This is a genomic window from Amycolatopsis sp. La24 (genome assembly GCF_029087445.1).
GTDB lineage: Bacteria > Actinomycetota > Actinomycetes > Mycobacteriales > Pseudonocardiaceae > Amycolatopsis > Amycolatopsis nivea.
The window spans coordinates 71281-85951 of the sequence record NZ_JARACH010000005.1 but is presented as its reverse complement, the minus strand read 5'-3'; the positions used below and the strand labels follow the sequence as shown (position 1 = coordinate 85951).

The following is a 14671-nucleotide window of genomic DNA, read 5'->3' as shown; positions in this document are numbered from 1 at the left end:
GGTCCGCGCAGCGGCCCCCGCTACCCTGGAGAGACCAATGCCAGGAACTTCAAGCGCGCTGCGGGTGCAGCCGCCCAGGTCATGTGCCTGGGCGGGACCAGACCTCGCAGCCTGAGTACCTGGCATTGCCGGAGACGAAGGCGGAGGAGGCCGGGTGCGCGGATTCGGGGATCTGGAAGCGGTGATCATGGACCGCGTCTGGCGCCGCGGCGGAACGATGACGGTCCGCGCCGTCTTCGAGGATCTGCTGCACGAGCGGGAAATCGCCTACACCACCGTTATGTCCACAATGGACAATCTGCACGGCAAAGGCTGGCTGTCCCGCGAACGGCGGGGAAAGGCGTTCGTCTACTGGGCCACCTTGAGCCGGGACGAGTACAGCGCCCGGTTGATGCGGGACGCACTCGACGCGGGAGGCGACCCCGGTGCCGTGCTCACACACCTGGTCGAACAGCTCACCGACCAGGAGTCGACCGAACTGGGCCAGGTGCTGCGGCGGCTGAAGCGGACGCGAGGCACCCGATGAGCGTCGCCGCCTGCCTCCTGCTCTACAGCTTCACCGTCGCGGTGCTCGTGCCCCGCCCCCTGCGCAGGCTGACCCGCCGCGGAACCGCTCCCCGGGTCAGCGTGCTGGCATGGCTGGTGGTCATGGTCAGCGTGGTGGGCTCGTGGGCGGCCGCCGCCGCGTCGCTCGCCGTCGAGGCCGTCGGCGACTGGGGACGCCCCGCCCAGCTGGCCAGCACGTGTTTCGCCGCCGTACAGGCAGTGGCCACCGGCCGCTACGGCATATTCCTGCAGGCCGGGCTCATCGCACTGGCCACGGCGGCCGCGGCCGCTCTCGTCGCGCTGGCCTGCCGTCTCGGACGCGCCCTGCACACGGCGCGCGCCCGCACGCACGAGCACGCCTCCGCCGCTCGCATCGTCGGCCACCGGGTCGAGGGCGTGGACGCGGTCGTCCTGGACGCCACCGAGCGGGCCGCCTACTGCGTCGCCGGCCGCCCGGGCACCATCGTCGTCACCAGCTCGGCGCTCGACGTCCTCGACCGGCAGAACCTCGCCGCCGTCCTGGCCCACGAGCACGCCCACCTGGACGGACGGCACCACCAGATCCTCGCGTTCACCCGCGGCCTGGCGGCGATCCTGCCGTGGGCCGCTCTGTTCACGATCGGCGCCGCCGAAGTCGCCCGGACGCTGGAGATGTGCGCCGACGACGCGGCCGTGCGCAGGCACGGGCCGGACGCGCTCCTGGACGGCCTGCTGGCCCTCACCGGCCAGCCTCCGCTCCCCACCGGAGTCTTGGGCGCCACCGGCGCGAACGTACTGGCCCGGGCCGAACGCCTCACCCTCCCCGCGGCACCGCGCGCGCAGTGGCAGTCCCGCCTCGTGCTCACGCTCGTCACGCTCGCCGCCGCCGCGGGTCCCGTCCTGACCGGACTGCTGGCGGCCAGCGGCCTCGGCGTGTGCGACTTGTCGTTCAGCTGACCCCTGCGCCCGCCCAAGCGCGCGTGAGCAAATCAGCCTCGGCCTGCTGGCGAATCCACAGAAGCGCGACCGCCACCGCGAGCGCGGCCAGCAGCGCTCGTCGCCAGCCGGCCGGCAGCCGGATCTCCAGCCACCGCCGGCAGGCGACCCCGATTCCCGCGCGAACCAGCAGACCGGCCGCGATCGCCGCGAGCGGGAACACAATCGGGTTGTACCGCGCGGCCCCGGCAGCATCGCCGGACAGCAGAAGAAACGCCGCCCGCGTCCCGCCGCACAACGGGTCCATGACGCCGAGGTAGTGCAACGGGCCGTGGACGTCGACTGGCGGAAGCCCCGCTACGCGCAAGCCGACCGCCGCGGCACTCGCCACGACAGCGCAGAGCGTCCATGGGCGATGCGAGTCGCGGACGCTCCACTCGACTCGGGTAGCCATCCGCCGACTATGGCACGACAGGCGTGAAACCGTTGTCATTCCACCGTAATCGACGGGTGTGCACCCGGCCGCACCATCGTCTACTATCGAAGTACGTAGATCCGAGCCCTGGAGGTTCTCATGCAGTCACTGTTCCTGGGCATCGCAGCACTGGCTTGCCCGGTCGGGATGGGCTTCATGATGTGGATGATGTCGCGCGGCCAGCACAAGGACCGCGACGACGGCACGCACCAGGTCGAGCAGCTGCGAGCGGAAATCGACCAGCTCAAAGCCGAACGCGCCCACACCGGCCGCTGATGCCGGTCTGGCTCGCAGCATTGTTTGCCGTGTGCTCCGTCACCGCGACCTACTTTTCCTGCATACGGCCGCATCTGCGCCGCAATCACCGGATAGGACGTGACAAATGGCGGACCCGAAAATCCGCGCGTCTGACGCAGACCGAGAGGAGACCGTGGAACGCCTGAGCCATCAGGTCGCCGCGGGCCGCCTCTCCATGGACGAGTTCTCCGAACGCGCCGCCCGCGCGCACGAGGCGAAGACAGCCGGCGAACTGGCCGCACTGACCAGCGACCTGCCCCGCCCGTCGCCGCCTCGTTCGACCGCGCGCAAGCCGAACACCGTCCTGATCGTCGCACTCGTCGCCATTGTCGTTCTCATCGCGTTAGGCGTGCTCGCAGTCGTCCTCATGGGGTCGATGATGGGCAACATGGGCCCGATGCATCCGTGACCCGCCTCACCTACTAACCTACGGAGTAGATACGTAGGAGGTGGGTCGATGCGCGCAACGCGCAGTCGCAAGCATGCGCTTGCCGTCGCCGGACTGGCGCTGCTCACCGCGTGCAGCGCCGGCAAGGACGCGGTGGCGCGGGGCGGCACGTTCGAGTTCGTCTCCCCCGGCGGCCGGACCTCGATCTTCTACGACCCGCCGCAGACCCGCGGCACCAGCCCGGAACTGGCCGGGGACGATCTGGCCGATCCGGGAAAACAGCTCCGCGTCTCCGGATATCCGGGCAACGTGGTCGTCCTGAACATCTGGGGCTCCTGGTGCGGGCCGTGCCGTGCGGAAATGCCGCACCTGCAACAGGTCTACAACGAGACCGAAGCATCCGGCGTCCAGTTCCTCGGCATCGACGTACGCGACGAGCCGCGCACCGCGCCACAGGACTTCGTCCGCGACCGGCACGTCGCCTACCCGTCGATCTACGACCCGCCGGGCCGGTCGCTGCTGGCGCTGAAGGGATACCCGCGCAACGTCGTGCCGTCCACCATCGTGCTCGATCGCCGCCACCGCGTCGCCGCGGTCTTCCTCACTTCTCTGCTGGACACCGATCTCCGGCCCGTCGTCCAGCGGCTGGCCGCCGAACCCGCGTCCGGAGGTCCGGGCGCGTGAACCTCACCGACCTGGCCGTCTCCGGCCCGCTGTTCCTGGCCTCGCTCCTCGCCCTGGCCGCCGGTGCGGTGTCCTTCGCGTCGCCGTGCTGCTTGCCGCTGGTGCCCGGGTATCTCGGCTATCTCGCCGGCCTCGTCGGCACCGAACCATCGCCGGCCGGGCCGGACGGGAACTTGCCGCCCGCCACCGGGCGGTGGCGGGTCGCCGGCGCGGCACTGCTGTTCGTCCTGGGGTTCACCGTCGTGTTCGCCGCGACCACCATGGCGGTGCTCGGAGTGTCGGATGCGTTGCTGGCCAACGAGGAGATGCTGCAACGGCTCGGCGGCGTCGTCACCATCGCCATGGGCCTGGTCTTCCTCGGGCTGTTCCCGCCGCTGCAGCGCGGGATGAAGCTCCGGCACAAGCCGCGCGACGGAATCTGGGGCGCCCCGCTGCTGGGCGCGGTGTACGGCCTGGGCTGGACGCCGTGCCTCGGCCCGACGCTGGCCGGCGTCATCGCGCTCGCCAGCGGAACCGAAGCCGGGCCGACCACCGGCCGCGGCCTGCTGCTGATCACCGCCTACTGCGTCGGGCTCGGCCTGCCGTTCGTCCTGCTCGCGCTCGGCGCCCGCTGGGCAGTCCACGCGACCGCGTGGGTGCGCCGCCACATCCGCCGCGTCCAGCAGGCCGGCGGCGCGCTTCTCCTCCTCGTCGGCATCGCACTGGTCACCGGCCTCTGGGGCGAGATCATCGCCTGGCTGCGCGGCCCGATCGCCGGATTCTCCGTTCCCCTCTGACCACAGGAGCACCCGTGACCGCCAAGAAGTCCGCCCGCAATTCCGTGACGCAAGCGCGAAAAGGCCAAGGGCGCAGCACACCCTTGTTGATCGGCGGCATCCTGCTCGTCGTCGCACTGCTGGTCGTCGTCATCGTCACGGTGACGAACACGGCCAAAACCGGCCAGGGCGACACGGCGGCTGCCAGCTTGAACCATCCGCCGGCCACCACCGCGGCGGGCCGCGCCACCTCGCCGCCGTGGCCGGCCCCCGCCGACGCGACCGCCGCGGCGCGCGCGGCGGGCCTGCCGATGCTCACCGAAGAAGGCGCCGTCGAGCACATCCACGCCCATCTCGACGTTCTCGTCGACGGCCGGCCGGCACAAGTGCCGGCGATGCTGGGCATCGACCAGAACCGGGCCAGCATCAGCCCGCTGCACACGCACGACCCCAGCGGCGTCGTGCACATCGAATCACCGGTCGCCCGCCGGTTCAGCCTCGGCGAACTGTTCAGCGAATGGGACCTCAGCCTGTCCGCGGACAACATCGGCGGCCTCCGCGCCGGCAACGGCAAAACGGTGCGCGTGTTCGTCAACGGCAAGCAGCAGAACGGAAACCCCGCCGCCGTCACCTTCACCGCCCACGACGAGGTCGCCGTGCTCTACGGCAGCCCGCGCCCCGGCGAAAACGTGCCGTCGCGCTACGACTTCCCGTCGGGCGAGTGAGCCGCGCGACCGCATCGCGCGGCCGAGCCCTCGACGTTGCTCCTGAGTGCGCGCACCGCACAGCCCAGCAGGCAGACCAGCACAGCGCGGACAGCGTCCGAGGCGAGCGCCTGCCGCATCCGGCTCGAACCTGACGCCGTCACGGGTCTCCCCTGCCGCACGCGCACCCGGCCGCCTGAACCTGTTGCCACGGCTCAGGCCACTTCGTATCCCGCCTCAGCCACCGCGGACCGCACCACGGCAGCGTCGACAGGCCCGTCGCTCACCACGGTCAGCTCTCCGCTGGAGACGTCGGTGGCGACCTCCGACACGCCCTCGACGCCCTGAACCGCAGACGTCACCTTTGCCGAGCAACCCGAGCACGTCATGCCCTTCACCGTGAAGACAGTGGTCGCCATCCTTGGATCCTTCCCTTTGGCCGATGCGGTGCGGCGGACCGTTCCGCCGCACCGCATTACATTACCCCCGTAGGGTACACACGTCAGGATCTCCGCGCGACAGCCAAAATCGAAACGCACGACACCGTCGACGATCGAGCCGACGCTGCCGCCCAGCCTCCGCTGACGCCCGGCCGCGACCGGCGGACACCAAGGAATATCCGCGCATTCCCGGCATTCAGCGATATCGCTGTAACGATCTACTATCCCAAATAGTCTTAACCGTCGTAGTGGCCACTCGCGACCAGACAACCGGACCACGGAGGCAAGGATGGCACTCGGCGGCACCAGCGGCCAGGCCAGGCAACCCAGGCACGACGCACGCGACGATCGCGTCGGGGCACACTATGCCGATACCGCCTTGGTGTCCGGATATGCCGCCTCGCACGATGGGTGGGGCCCGCCTGCCCGGTACTTCCGCTCGCGTCTCCATGTCGTCGACGAGGTGCTCGGACAATGCCGCGGCGGCGATCTCCTGGATGTCGGCTGCGGGCCGGGCATGCTGGTCCGTCACCTGCTCGACGCGCGGCCGGGCGACTTCCGGATCACCGCCTGCGACCGGTCCCCGGCCATGATCGATGCCGTCGGCCGGCAGACCGGGCAACGCCGCGATCTGCGCCTCTCGGTGGCACGCATCGAAGATCTGCCGTTCCCGGACGGGAGCTTCGACGTTGTCCTCGCGACCGGGGTCCTCGAGTACGTCGACGTGCGCCGCGCGCTGGACGAGATCGCCCGGGTGGCCCGGCCCGGCGGGCTGGTCGTGGTGACGATGCTCAACCCGCTGAGCCCTTATCGCGCCTTCGAATGGTTCCTCTACTGGCCGGCACTACGCCTGCTGGGCCGAGTCGAGCGACTGCTGGGCATCCGGCCCGAGCGGCGCCACGGCGTGCGCAGATCCGGAATCCGCGCCTTGACCTCCCGCCGGCTCAGCGTGGCCTTGCGCACCGCGCGACTGCGCCCCGAGGACGTCGTGTTCTACGACCTCACCGCCTTGGTGCCGCCGTTCGACAAGGTCGCCCGGCGATGGACCCGGCGGTGGCGCAGCCATCCGGAGACCACCGCGAGCCGGAGCCGCCGCGGCTGGCTCGGCACCGGCTATCTCGTCGCCGCACGGCGAGCGCCCGACCCGAACTGACAGCACACTTCCCGCGCAAACCCCGTGCCGCCGCGGTCCACCTGCTTCCCGGCACTCCTGACCGCGGTCCGCCGCACGAAAGTTCACGACACCGTTTTGCGGAGTACAGCGACGGCGCCCCGTCGCCGACCTTGTCGCGCCGTGCGAGACAACCTCCGAGTGCACCGATCGGCCGCGAATGTACTATCTGCGATAGTAGACAGTGCCGAGGTTCCTTGCGCGGCGCGGACAAGCCGAACGGAGTCGTCCATGGTCGTCACCCCCAGCCCGGCCGCGATCCGGCCGTCGCCGGCCTCCCCTCCGCCGGCCAGCGGGTCGCTCCTCCTGCGGTTGTTCCGGACGACGGATCACAAGCAGATCGGGGTGATGTACCTGGTCACCTCGTTCGGCTTCTTCATGATCGGCGGCGCGCTGGCGATGCTGATGCGCACGGAGCTGGCCCAGCCCGGGCAGCAGTTCCTGTCGCAGGAGCAGTACAACCAGATGTTCACCATGCACGGCACGATCATGCTGCTGCTGTACGCGACGCCCAGCGTGTTCGGGTTCGCGAACTTCATCCTGCCGCTGCAGATCGGTTCGCCGGACGTGGCGTTCCCGCGGCTCAACGCGCTGTCGTACTGGCTCTACCTGTTCGGCAGCCTGCTGGTCGTGTCGGGATTCGTCACCCCCGGAGGCGCGGCCGACTTCGGCTGGTTCGCCTACACCCCGCTGTCGGACGCCATCCACTCGCCGGGAGCCGGCGCCGACCTGTGGATCACCGGGCTCCTGATCTCCGGCCTTGGCACGATTCTCGGCGGCGTCAACATGGTCACCACGGTGGTCTGCCTGCGCGCGCCGGGCATGACGATGTACCGGATGCCGATCTTCACCTGGAACATCCTGATCACGAGCATCCTGATCCTGATCGCGTTCCCCATCCTCACCGCGGCCCTGTTCGGCCTGCTCGCCGATCGTCAGCTCGGCGCCCACGTGTTCGACGCGGCCAACGGCGGGGTGATCCTGTGGCAGCACCTGTTCTGGTTCTTCGGCCACCCGGAGGTCTATATCCTCGCGCTGCCGTTCTTCGGGATCGTCTCCGAGATCATTCCCGTGTTCAGCCGCAAGCCGGTCTTCGGCTACAAGGGGCTCGTCTTCGCGACGCTGTCCATCGCCGCCCTGTCGGTGGCGGTGTGGGCGCACCACATGTACGCCACCGGAGCCGTGCTCCTCCCCTTCTTTTCCTTCATGACGTTCCTCATCGCGGTCCCGACCGGCGTGAAGTTCTTCAACTGGATCGGCACGATGTGGAAAGGCCAGCTGACGTTCGAGACGCCGATGATCTTTTGCATGGGCTTCATGGTGACCTTCCTTTTCGGCGGCCTTTCGGGAGTTCTGCTGGCCGCCCCGGCACTGGATTTCCAGGTGTCGGACAGCTACTTCGTGGTGGCGCACTTCCACTACGTCCTCTACGGCACGATCGTGTTCGCGACCTTCGCCGGGATCTACTTCTGGTTCCCGAAGATCACCGGCCGGATGATGGACGAGAAGCTCGGGAAGTGGCACTTCTGGACCACGTTCATCGGCTTCCACACCACGTTCCTGGTCCAGCACTGGCTGGGCGCGGAAGGCATGCCGCGGCGCTACGCGGACTACCTGGCCAGCGACGGGTTCACCACGCTGAACACGATCTCCACGATCGGCGCGTACATCCTCGGCGCGTCCACGCTGCCGTTCATCTGGAACGTGTTCAAGAGCTACCGGTACGGCGAGATCGTCACGGTCGACGACCCGTGGGGCTACGGCAACTCGCTCGAGTGGGCCACGTCCTGCCCGCCGCCGCGGCACAACTTCACCGAACTGCCCCGCATCCGCTCCGAGCGCCCCGCGTTCGAGCTGCACTACCCGCACATGGTCGAACGCCTCCACGCGGAAGGCGAGATCGGCTTCTTCGGCAAGGCCAAGCACGTCGCGGCCCCGTCGCAGAAGCTCGTCGCCTCCGGGGACGACCAGGACAACACCAGCCAGCAGCGTTGAACGGGGCGGCGCGCTAAGCGAGCACCTGCGCCGCCACCGCACCGATCAAGACCAGCCCGCACACTGCCATCGTCACCGCTCGGCCCGTGGCGGTGTGCGGGTCGCTGCGCAACGGGAACAGCAGCTGCCGGGCGAAGGTGTAGGCAGCGAGCGCGCCCGCGAAGATCGCGCCGTGCACCGACGGCTGCGCAGCGAGAACGAGCACCAGCGACACCACGCCGATCACCAGCGCGGCGGCCGCTTCGACCAGCTGGACGGGGAACCGGCGAACGATCAGGCGGCGGTCGGACGAGACCAGGCCCCACCGCGACGTCGTCGGCCTGCCCGCACAGCACCCGGTGAGGAAACACCCGGGCCTGCCCACCGCCATGCCCAGGAAGATCCCCGGAGCCGTGGCGTCCAGCACCGTCCCGACGGGATACCCCGCCAGCAGCGATCCGCCCACCACCACGCCGAGCGCGACGAGCAGGAAGCCTTGAATGCACGCGCCCGAGGCGAGCAGCTCCCGCGGATGTTTGCGGTGCAGCACGAGGTACCAGACCTTGCCGCCGACGAAACCGAGCAGGCAGCCGATCGCGGAAACCGCCAGCACGACACCGAAGTTCATCCCCCAGCGCGCGGACAGCACCGACTGCAGGACAAGCGCCAGCACGGCGCCGAGCCCGACGAGCACCGGCCAGGAGAGCAGGCTGACCTTCGGTCCCTGCGCCAGCACCCCGAACCGGCTGTTCGCCGCACTGGTCCGCCGCGGCAGCCGCACGCCGGACGAGCCGCCCCGCGCCGCCGGCCCGGCGGTGACCCGCCACGCGCCCGGGTTCAGCCCCTCGACCCGCGACGTGACCCCGATCCGGCCGCTGCCGGGCAAGACGCCGGCCACGCGCTCGACGACGTCGAACCGGTCCTGTGCGGTGCGCTTGCCGCGCACGTCGTCGCGCACCCCGGTGAAGCGGATGTCGACCGAGTAAGGCTCCCCGGCCGGCGCGGCGTCGAACCAGTACGTCGCCGCTACGACTTGTGGTCCGGTATCGGCCGTGACGCGGTCAAGACACCCCAGGGATTCCCTTCGGTTTTGCTCGACCTGCAGCTCCTCCTCGGCCGCGGCACTCGCGGGCACCGGCGCGCGGACGTTCGACGGCGGCCTTGGCCGACCGGCGAGGGCAGGAGGGACACCGCCGTGCGCCTGCTGCTTCCCTGCCGAGGCCGGGCCGCCGGCCGCGGCTCCGGCCGGCTTCCGCGTCGCAGAAGCACTTCCGGTTTCCGCGCCGACCGCGCTCCTGTGTGCCTTCTTTCCCACGTCACGCTCCCTGCCGCGCTATCAACTATGTGTGATAGTACTACTTTACTTAGTGTTAAGTCGCGGCTTGGCGGAGCCTGCGACACACCGTCGGCCAGCAGGCGCCAGAAAATCGGACGCCCCCGCGACCGCGACTCGTCGGCAGCCGCCGGGTCGGCGATTGGCGCGATCGGAGGCGGCGCGACAGATCCGACCTCCCGTGCCGCGGCTCGGAACACCCGGCCCCTGCCGTTCGGGCACGCCCGGACTCGACCTGCCTACTATTGCAATTAGTACATCAGCCCATGGCACCGCGCACCCGAGGCCGTACTACTATCTTTCTTCGTAGCGAAAACCGGGTTGGTTTCGGAACGAGGGAGCAGTCGTGGCACGAGTCACTGCACAGCAGCGGTACACGGCCCGGCGGCACCGCATTGCGGCACTCCTGGCCGTGGTGGCTCTCGGCGCGGCGGCCTGCACCTCCGCGCCGGACCGGCAATCCGCACCCGCGAGCACGTCGGCCGCGCCGGCCAAAGCGGCGTCGATCGCCATCGAGCCGGCCAGCACAGATCCGGTGAGCCCGGCCACTCCGGTCGTCGTGCGCGCGGCCGACGCGGCGCTGACGAGCGTCACGGTGACCAATACCGCGACCGGCAAGCAGGTGTCCGGCCGCACGACCCCGGACAAGCGAACCTGGACCGCGTCCGAACCGCTCGCCTACGGCGCTTCCTACCAGGTGAAGGCCGATGCGACGACCCCCGGCGGCACACCGCTGGAGCAGACCGGCTCGGTGCGCACCCTTCAGCCCAGGGTCCAGGCGTTCCCGTCGTTCATCCCGGCCCCGAACGTCTCGGACGTCGGCGTCGGCCAGCCCTTGGTGGTGAAGTTCGACCAGGACGTCGCTGACCGGGCCGCCGCCGAGAAAGCGTTGCAAGTCAACGCGAACCCGCCCCAACCGGGCGGCTGGTACTGGCTGTCCAAGCGGGAAGTCCACTACCGGCCGCAGAACTACTGGCAGCCGGGCAGCACCGTCACCGTGACCGCCAAGGTGTACGGCGTGAACCTCGGCAACGGGGTGTACGGGCAGACCGATCGCGCCGAGACGCTGAAGATCCACGACTCCTGGATCGCCAAGGCCGACGGCAAGACGGAGAAGCTGCAGATCTTCCACAACGGACAGCTGGTCAACACGATGCCGATGAGCCTCGGCTCGCCGGGCTTCCCGACGCACGAGGGCACGCACGTCGTCTCTGACAAGCAGCCCAGCATCATCATGGATTCCTGCACCTACGGCGTCTGCAAAGGACAGCCCGGCTACTACCGGGAGCAAGTCGCCCTCGACGAGCGGATCTCCAACGACGGCGAGTTCGTCCACTCCGCACCGTGGTCAGTCGGACAGCAAGGAAACAGCAACGTGTCGCACGGCTGCGTGAACCTCGCCCCGGCCGACGCCCAGTGGTTCTACGACCGCTTCGGACTCGGCGACGTCGTCGAGATCACCAACTCCGGCGGCTCGGCACTGCCTATTTGGGACACCTACGGCGACTGGGCCGCGTCCTGGCCGCAATGGCAAGCCGGCAGCGCCCTGCACTGAACGAACGCGGGCTCTCCGCAAGAGGCTCTGACGCGCGCACCTGCTCGATCCGATTACAACAATGTCATTCTCCGGCCCGGCAGTGGCAAGATTCCCGGCATGGCCGAGACCGACGACGTTCAGCGAGCCAGGCCAGGCTTCCGGACCGTGCCCAGCACGACCGCCCGGTCCGGAAACGCCGGCGATTCCGCACCGCGGCCGCGAAACCGGAAGCGTCATCGGCCGCGGGAAATACTGCTGGGCATGGTGTTCTGCATTCCAGCTTTGGCCGGTTTGGGCACTTTTGTCTTTTTCCCTTTGGTGCAGGCGCTCTTCCTTTCCACGCGAGGCACCGACATCAACGGAAACCCTTCGCGGTCGGTGGGCGGGCAGAACTTCGCGCAGCTGTTCACCCCGGAATTCGGCACCGTCCTGCTCCACACCCTGTTCTTCACGCTCTTCGTCGTCGCGGCCGGGGTCGTGCTCCCGATGGCGCTCGCGGTGCCGCTGGCCCAGCGGCTGCCCGGCATGCGCGTGTTCCGGACGCTGTTCACCCTCCCGTTCGCCTACTCCGCGTCGGCGGCGAGCGTGGTGTGGCTGCTCATGCTGGACCCGTCGATGTCGCCGGTGAACTGGCTGCTCGAACTGCTCGGGATGGACGCGCCGGGCTGGACCACCGAATCGCCGTGGGCGCTGCTCACCGTCGCGTGGGCGACAGTCTGGGTCGCGAGCGGATTCAACCTGCTCGTCCTCGGCGCGGGGCTGGCCGGCGTCGACGAAGACGTCCTCGAGGCCGCCCGGCTGGACGGCGCCACCGGGCTGCGCAGCTTCTTCAGCGTGGTCCTGCCGATGATCTCGCCCAGCGTGTTCTTCGTGGTGGTCACCACCACGCTCACTTCGCTGCAGGCGCTCGGCCAGGTGCAGGTCATGACCGACGGCGGCCCCAACGGCAGCACCAGCACCCTGGTCTTCTCGATCTACCACAACGCCTTCGAGAACGGGAACAACAACTACGGCCTCGCCAGCGCGCAGGGCCTCGTCCTGCTGGTGGTCGGCATCGTGCTCGCCGCGATCCAGTTCGGCGTCGTGGAAAGGCGGGTGCATTACCGGTGAGCCAGGCACTCGAACGCCCCGCGAAGACGTCGCCCCGGCGGCGCCGTTCGCTCAACCGGCCCGGGCGCCCGGTCAGCGCACTGACCTACGCGTGGCTGCTCGTGGCCATGGTCGTGCTGCTGTTCCCGGTGCTGCTCACCGTGGTGGGCGGGTTCCTGCCGGAAGGCCAGCTCGTGCGTCGGCCGCCAGGGCTGTTCAGCGGCAGCTACGGGTTCGACAACTACGTCGCGGCCTGGCGGGAGACCGTCGTTCCGCTGCTGCCCGCCTTCTTCAACTCGTTGTTCGTCGGAGTGGTGATCATGGCGGCGCACCTGGTGACCTCGTGCCTGGCCGCCTACGCGCTGGTGTTCGTCCGGATGCCGTTGCGGCAGCCGATCTTCTGGCTGTTCATGGTCACCATCATGGTGCCCTACGAAGCGATCGTCGTGCCCAATGCGCTGTTCATCCGCAGCATGGGCATCGAGAACAGCCAGTGGAGCCTGGTGCTGCCTTTCCTGGCCAACGGGTTCGGCGTCTTCCTGATGCGCCAGTCGTTTCGGCAGTTCCCCGCCGAACTGTCGGACGCCGCGCGCATCGACGGCTGCGGGCACCTGCGGTTCCTGTTCACGATCGTGCTGCCCTCGGTCCGCCCGTCGCTGACCGCGCTCGCCGTGTGGTCGTTCCTGCAGGGCTGGAACATGTACTTCTGGCCGCTGATCATCTCGTCGTCGAACAACTCGATGAACACCTTGCAGACCGCGGTGTTCGCGCTGAAGGCCAACGGCAACGGCACCCAGCAGGCCCTCGTGCTCGCCGGGGTCACCATCACCCTCGTGCCCACCCTGCTCCTGGTGATCTTCGGGCAACGCTGGCTCGTCCGCGGCTTCCTGGCCGGAGCCGTGAAATGACCACCGCACCCACCGTCCGACGAAAGGAAAACACCGTGCCGAACCGGAACCGCCGCGGTATCGCGGCCTTCGTGCTCGCCCTCGCCACCGCTGTGGCCGGCTGCTCGTCGGCGACCAACGCCGGCCCCCCGCCCGGCTCGGTCACCGCGCCCGGCGCGGACGCGCTGAACGGCAAGGGCGAGGTGACCGTCAACTTCTGGCACGCGATGAGCGGCACCAACGGCGAGACGTTGCGCAAGCTCGTCGACCAGTTCAACCAGCAGCACGCCGGCACGATCAAGGTCAACCTGAACTACAAGGGCCAGTACGACACCGCGCTGGCCGCGTACAAGAACTCCTCCCCGCAGCAGCGGCCGGACCTGATGCAGATGTACGACATCGGCACCCGCTACATGATCGACTCGAAGACGATCGTGCCGATGCAGTCGTTCATCGACGTCGACCACTACGACGTGTCCGACATCCAGCCGAACATCGCCGGCTACTACACCGTCGACAACAAGCTGTACTCGATGCCGTTCAACACCTCCATGCCGCTGCTCTACCTCAACCGGGAGGCCTTCGCGAAAGCCGGCCTCGACCCCGGCAAGCCGCCCGCGACACTCGACGAGATCACCGCGGACGCGCGCAAGATCAAGGCCACCTCGGGCGAAACCGTGCGATACGGCTTCGGCGCGACCCTCTACGGCTGGTTCGTCGAGCAATGGAACGCGATCGCGAACCAGACCGTCTGCGACTCCGAGAACGGCCGCACCGGCCGCGCCGGCAAGGCGACCCTGGCCACCGGCACCACCATCAAGCTGCTGCGGTGGTGGCAGCAGATGGTCAACGAGGGCCTGGCCATGAAACTGGACAGCAACACCGACAACGGGGACAACGCGTTCAGCTCCGGCACCGTCGCGATCGGACTGGAGTCCACCGGCTCGCTCGGCCAGTTCACCAAGGGCGCCGCCGCCGCGAAGAACCCGTTCACCGTGTCCACCGGCTTCTTCCCGAAGGTCAACGCCACCGACACCGGCGGCCCCATCATCGGCGGAGCCTCCCTGTGGACGATCAACTCCGGCGACGCCGCCCGCGAGCGCGCGTCCTGGGAACTGGTGAAGTTCCTCGCCGGGAAGCAAACCCAGGTCGCCTGGCACACCTCGACCGGCTACTTCCCCATCAGCAAAGCCGCCCTGCGGGAACCGGCCGACCAGCAGTGGGTCGCCCAGAAACCGCAGTTCGCGACAGCGATCCGACAGCTTGAGGCCACCAAGCTGACCCCCGCCACCCAGGGCTGCTCGGTCGGCGTGATGCCGGACATCCGCAAAGACGTCGAACAAGCCCTCCAGGCCGCGGTGCTCCAAGGCCAGGACGCCAAACAAGCCCTCACCGACGCCGAGAACAAGGCAGCCAAGCAGATCGCCGACTACAACGCCAAGCTCGGCGGCTGACCCCTCCCCCGGCCCGCGGCGC

The 14671-nt window shown here is 69.0% G+C and carries 16 protein-coding genes; 13 read left to right on the top strand and 3 right to left on the bottom strand.

The window, feature by feature from the left end; genetic code table 11:
* Nucleotides 1-154 precede the first annotated feature (154 nt).
* Together PUT80_RS08545 and PUT80_RS08540 are read left to right on the top strand one after the other, a co-directional pair.
* On the top strand, nucleotides 155-526 hold the full coding sequence (locus PUT80_RS08545; protein WP_081655048.1) for a BlaI/MecI/CopY family transcriptional regulator: 372 nt from the start codon (nucleotides 155-157) through the stop codon (nucleotides 524-526).
* Nucleotides 523-1482, top strand: coding sequence for a M56 family metallopeptidase (locus tag PUT80_RS08540; protein ID WP_037359724.1), 960 nt, complete (start codon nucleotides 523-525; stop codon nucleotides 1480-1482). Before PUT80_RS08545 ends, PUT80_RS08540 begins: the two co-directional genes overlap by 4 nt.
* Here PUT80_RS08540 and PUT80_RS08535 read toward each other — a convergent pair.
* Complete coding sequence (locus tag PUT80_RS08535) at nucleotides 1475-1915, bottom strand: DUF2752 domain-containing protein (protein ID WP_158242501.1); 441 nt, start codon at nucleotides 1913-1915, stop codon at nucleotides 1475-1477. The two genes, PUT80_RS08540 and PUT80_RS08535, sit on opposite strands and share 8 nt — an antisense overlap.
* A 120-nt stretch (nucleotides 1916-2035) precedes the next feature.
* On the opposite strand from PUT80_RS08535, the gene PUT80_RS08530 reads away from it, so the two are divergent.
* The 5 genes from PUT80_RS08530 (at nucleotide 2036) to PUT80_RS08510 (ending at nucleotide 4785) form a co-directional block, all read left to right on the top strand.
* Nucleotides 2036-2212 (top strand): hypothetical protein, encoded by a 177-nt coding sequence (locus PUT80_RS08530; RefSeq protein WP_167442019.1) that lies wholly within the window; start codon nucleotides 2036-2038, stop codon nucleotides 2210-2212.
* Between the two features lie 106 nt (nucleotides 2213-2318).
* Complete coding sequence (locus tag PUT80_RS08525; RefSeq protein ID WP_037359719.1) at nucleotides 2319-2642, top strand: DUF1707 domain-containing protein; 324 nt, start codon at nucleotides 2319-2321, stop codon at nucleotides 2640-2642.
* A 48-nt stretch (nucleotides 2643-2690) separates the two neighbouring features.
* Nucleotides 2691-3305 (top strand): TlpA disulfide reductase family protein, encoded by a 615-nt coding sequence (locus tag PUT80_RS08520; RefSeq protein WP_101437987.1) that lies wholly within the window; start codon nucleotides 2691-2693, stop codon nucleotides 3303-3305.
* On the top strand, nucleotides 3302-4081 hold the full coding sequence (locus PUT80_RS08515; RefSeq protein WP_037359713.1) for a cytochrome c biogenesis protein CcdA: 780 nt from the start codon (nucleotides 3302-3304) through the stop codon (nucleotides 4079-4081). The genes PUT80_RS08520 and PUT80_RS08515 overlap by 4 nt, the downstream gene beginning before the upstream one ends.
* A gap of 14 nt (nucleotides 4082-4095) precedes the next feature.
* Nucleotides 4096-4785 carry a hypothetical protein gene (locus PUT80_RS08510; RefSeq protein ID WP_101437986.1) on the top strand — a complete coding sequence of 230 codons (690 nt, stop codon included), beginning with the start codon at nucleotides 4096-4098 and terminating at the stop codon, nucleotides 4783-4785.
* Between the two features lie 194 nt (nucleotides 4786-4979).
* Here the strand turns inward: PUT80_RS08510 and PUT80_RS08505 are convergent, their stop codons facing one another.
* Nucleotides 4980-5183 carry a heavy-metal-associated domain-containing protein gene (locus PUT80_RS08505; protein WP_037359712.1) on the bottom strand — a complete coding sequence of 68 codons (204 nt, stop codon included), beginning with the start codon at nucleotides 5181-5183 and terminating at the stop codon, nucleotides 4980-4982.
* A 310-nt stretch (nucleotides 5184-5493) separates the two neighbouring features.
* Here PUT80_RS08505 and PUT80_RS08500 point away from each other — a divergent pair, with 310 nt between their 5' ends.
* A complete protein-coding gene (locus tag PUT80_RS08500; RefSeq protein ID WP_037359710.1) occupies nucleotides 5494-6357 on the top strand; it encodes a class I SAM-dependent methyltransferase in 864 nt (287 codons plus the stop codon).
* Between the two features lie 249 nt (nucleotides 6358-6606).
* Nucleotides 6607-8370, top strand: a complete 1764-nt coding sequence (ctaD, locus tag PUT80_RS08495; protein WP_101437985.1) for a cytochrome c oxidase subunit I — start codon at nucleotides 6607-6609, stop codon at nucleotides 8368-8370.
* A 13-nt stretch (nucleotides 8371-8383) separates the two neighbouring features.
* Here ctaD and PUT80_RS08490 read toward each other — a convergent pair whose 3' ends face one another.
* The gene (locus PUT80_RS08490) at nucleotides 8384-9484 is read right to left on the bottom strand and encodes a prolipoprotein diacylglyceryl transferase family protein (protein WP_051166279.1); all 1101 of its coding nucleotides are present in this window, start codon (nucleotides 9482-9484) and stop codon (nucleotides 8384-8386) included.
* 544 nt (nucleotides 9485-10028) lie between these two features.
* On the opposite strand from PUT80_RS08490, the gene PUT80_RS08485 reads away from it, so the two are divergent.
* From PUT80_RS08485 to PUT80_RS08470, 4 genes are all read left to right on the top strand, one after another.
* Nucleotides 10029-11237 (top strand): Ig-like domain-containing protein, encoded by a 1209-nt coding sequence (locus PUT80_RS08485; RefSeq protein ID WP_051166278.1) that lies wholly within the window; start codon nucleotides 10029-10031, stop codon nucleotides 11235-11237.
* Between the two features lie 243 nt (nucleotides 11238-11480).
* Nucleotides 11481-12329 carry a sugar ABC transporter permease gene (locus PUT80_RS08480; RefSeq protein ID WP_235079427.1) on the top strand — a complete coding sequence of 283 codons (849 nt, stop codon included), beginning with the start codon at nucleotides 11481-11483 and terminating at the stop codon, nucleotides 12327-12329.
* Nucleotides 12326-13216 (top strand): carbohydrate ABC transporter permease, encoded by an 891-nt coding sequence (locus tag PUT80_RS08475; RefSeq protein WP_037365799.1) that lies wholly within the window; start codon nucleotides 12326-12328, stop codon nucleotides 13214-13216. The genes PUT80_RS08480 and PUT80_RS08475 overlap by 4 nt, the downstream gene beginning before the upstream one ends.
* A gap of 35 nt (nucleotides 13217-13251) precedes the next feature.
* The gene (locus PUT80_RS08470; RefSeq protein WP_037365829.1) at nucleotides 13252-14649 is read left to right on the top strand and encodes an ABC transporter substrate-binding protein; all 1398 of its coding nucleotides are present in this window, start codon (nucleotides 13252-13254) and stop codon (nucleotides 14647-14649) included.
* The last annotated feature ends 22 nt before the right edge of the window (nucleotides 14650-14671 follow it).

Coding starts and splice junctions, on each gene's coding strand:
- PUT80_RS08505 (WP_037359712.1), bottom strand. CDS start 5,183: ATGGCGACCACTGTCTTCACGGTGAAGGGCATGACGTGCTCGGGTTGC.
- PUT80_RS08480 (WP_235079427.1), top strand. CDS start 11,481: ATGGTGTTCTGCATTCCAGCTTTGGCCGGTTTGGGCACTTTTGTCTTT.
- PUT80_RS08525 (WP_037359719.1), top strand. CDS start 2,319: ATGGCGGACCCGAAAATCCGCGCGTCTGACGCAGACCGAGAGGAGACC.
- PUT80_RS08520 (WP_101437987.1), top strand. CDS start 2,691: ATGCGCGCAACGCGCAGTCGCAAGCATGCGCTTGCCGTCGCCGGACTG.
- ctaD (WP_101437985.1), top strand. CDS start 6,607: ATGGTCGTCACCCCCAGCCCGGCCGCGATCCGGCCGTCGCCGGCCTCC.
- PUT80_RS08540 (WP_037359724.1), top strand. CDS start 523: ATGAGCGTCGCCGCCTGCCTCCTGCTCTACAGCTTCACCGTCGCGGTG.
- PUT80_RS08535 (WP_158242501.1), bottom strand. CDS start 1,915: ATGGCTACCCGAGTCGAGTGGAGCGTCCGCGACTCGCATCGCCCATGG.
- PUT80_RS08500 (WP_037359710.1), top strand. CDS start 5,494: ATGGCACTCGGCGGCACCAGCGGCCAGGCCAGGCAACCCAGGCACGAC.
- PUT80_RS08530 (WP_167442019.1), top strand. CDS start 2,036: ATGCAGTCACTGTTCCTGGGCATCGCAGCACTGGCTTGCCCGGTCGGG.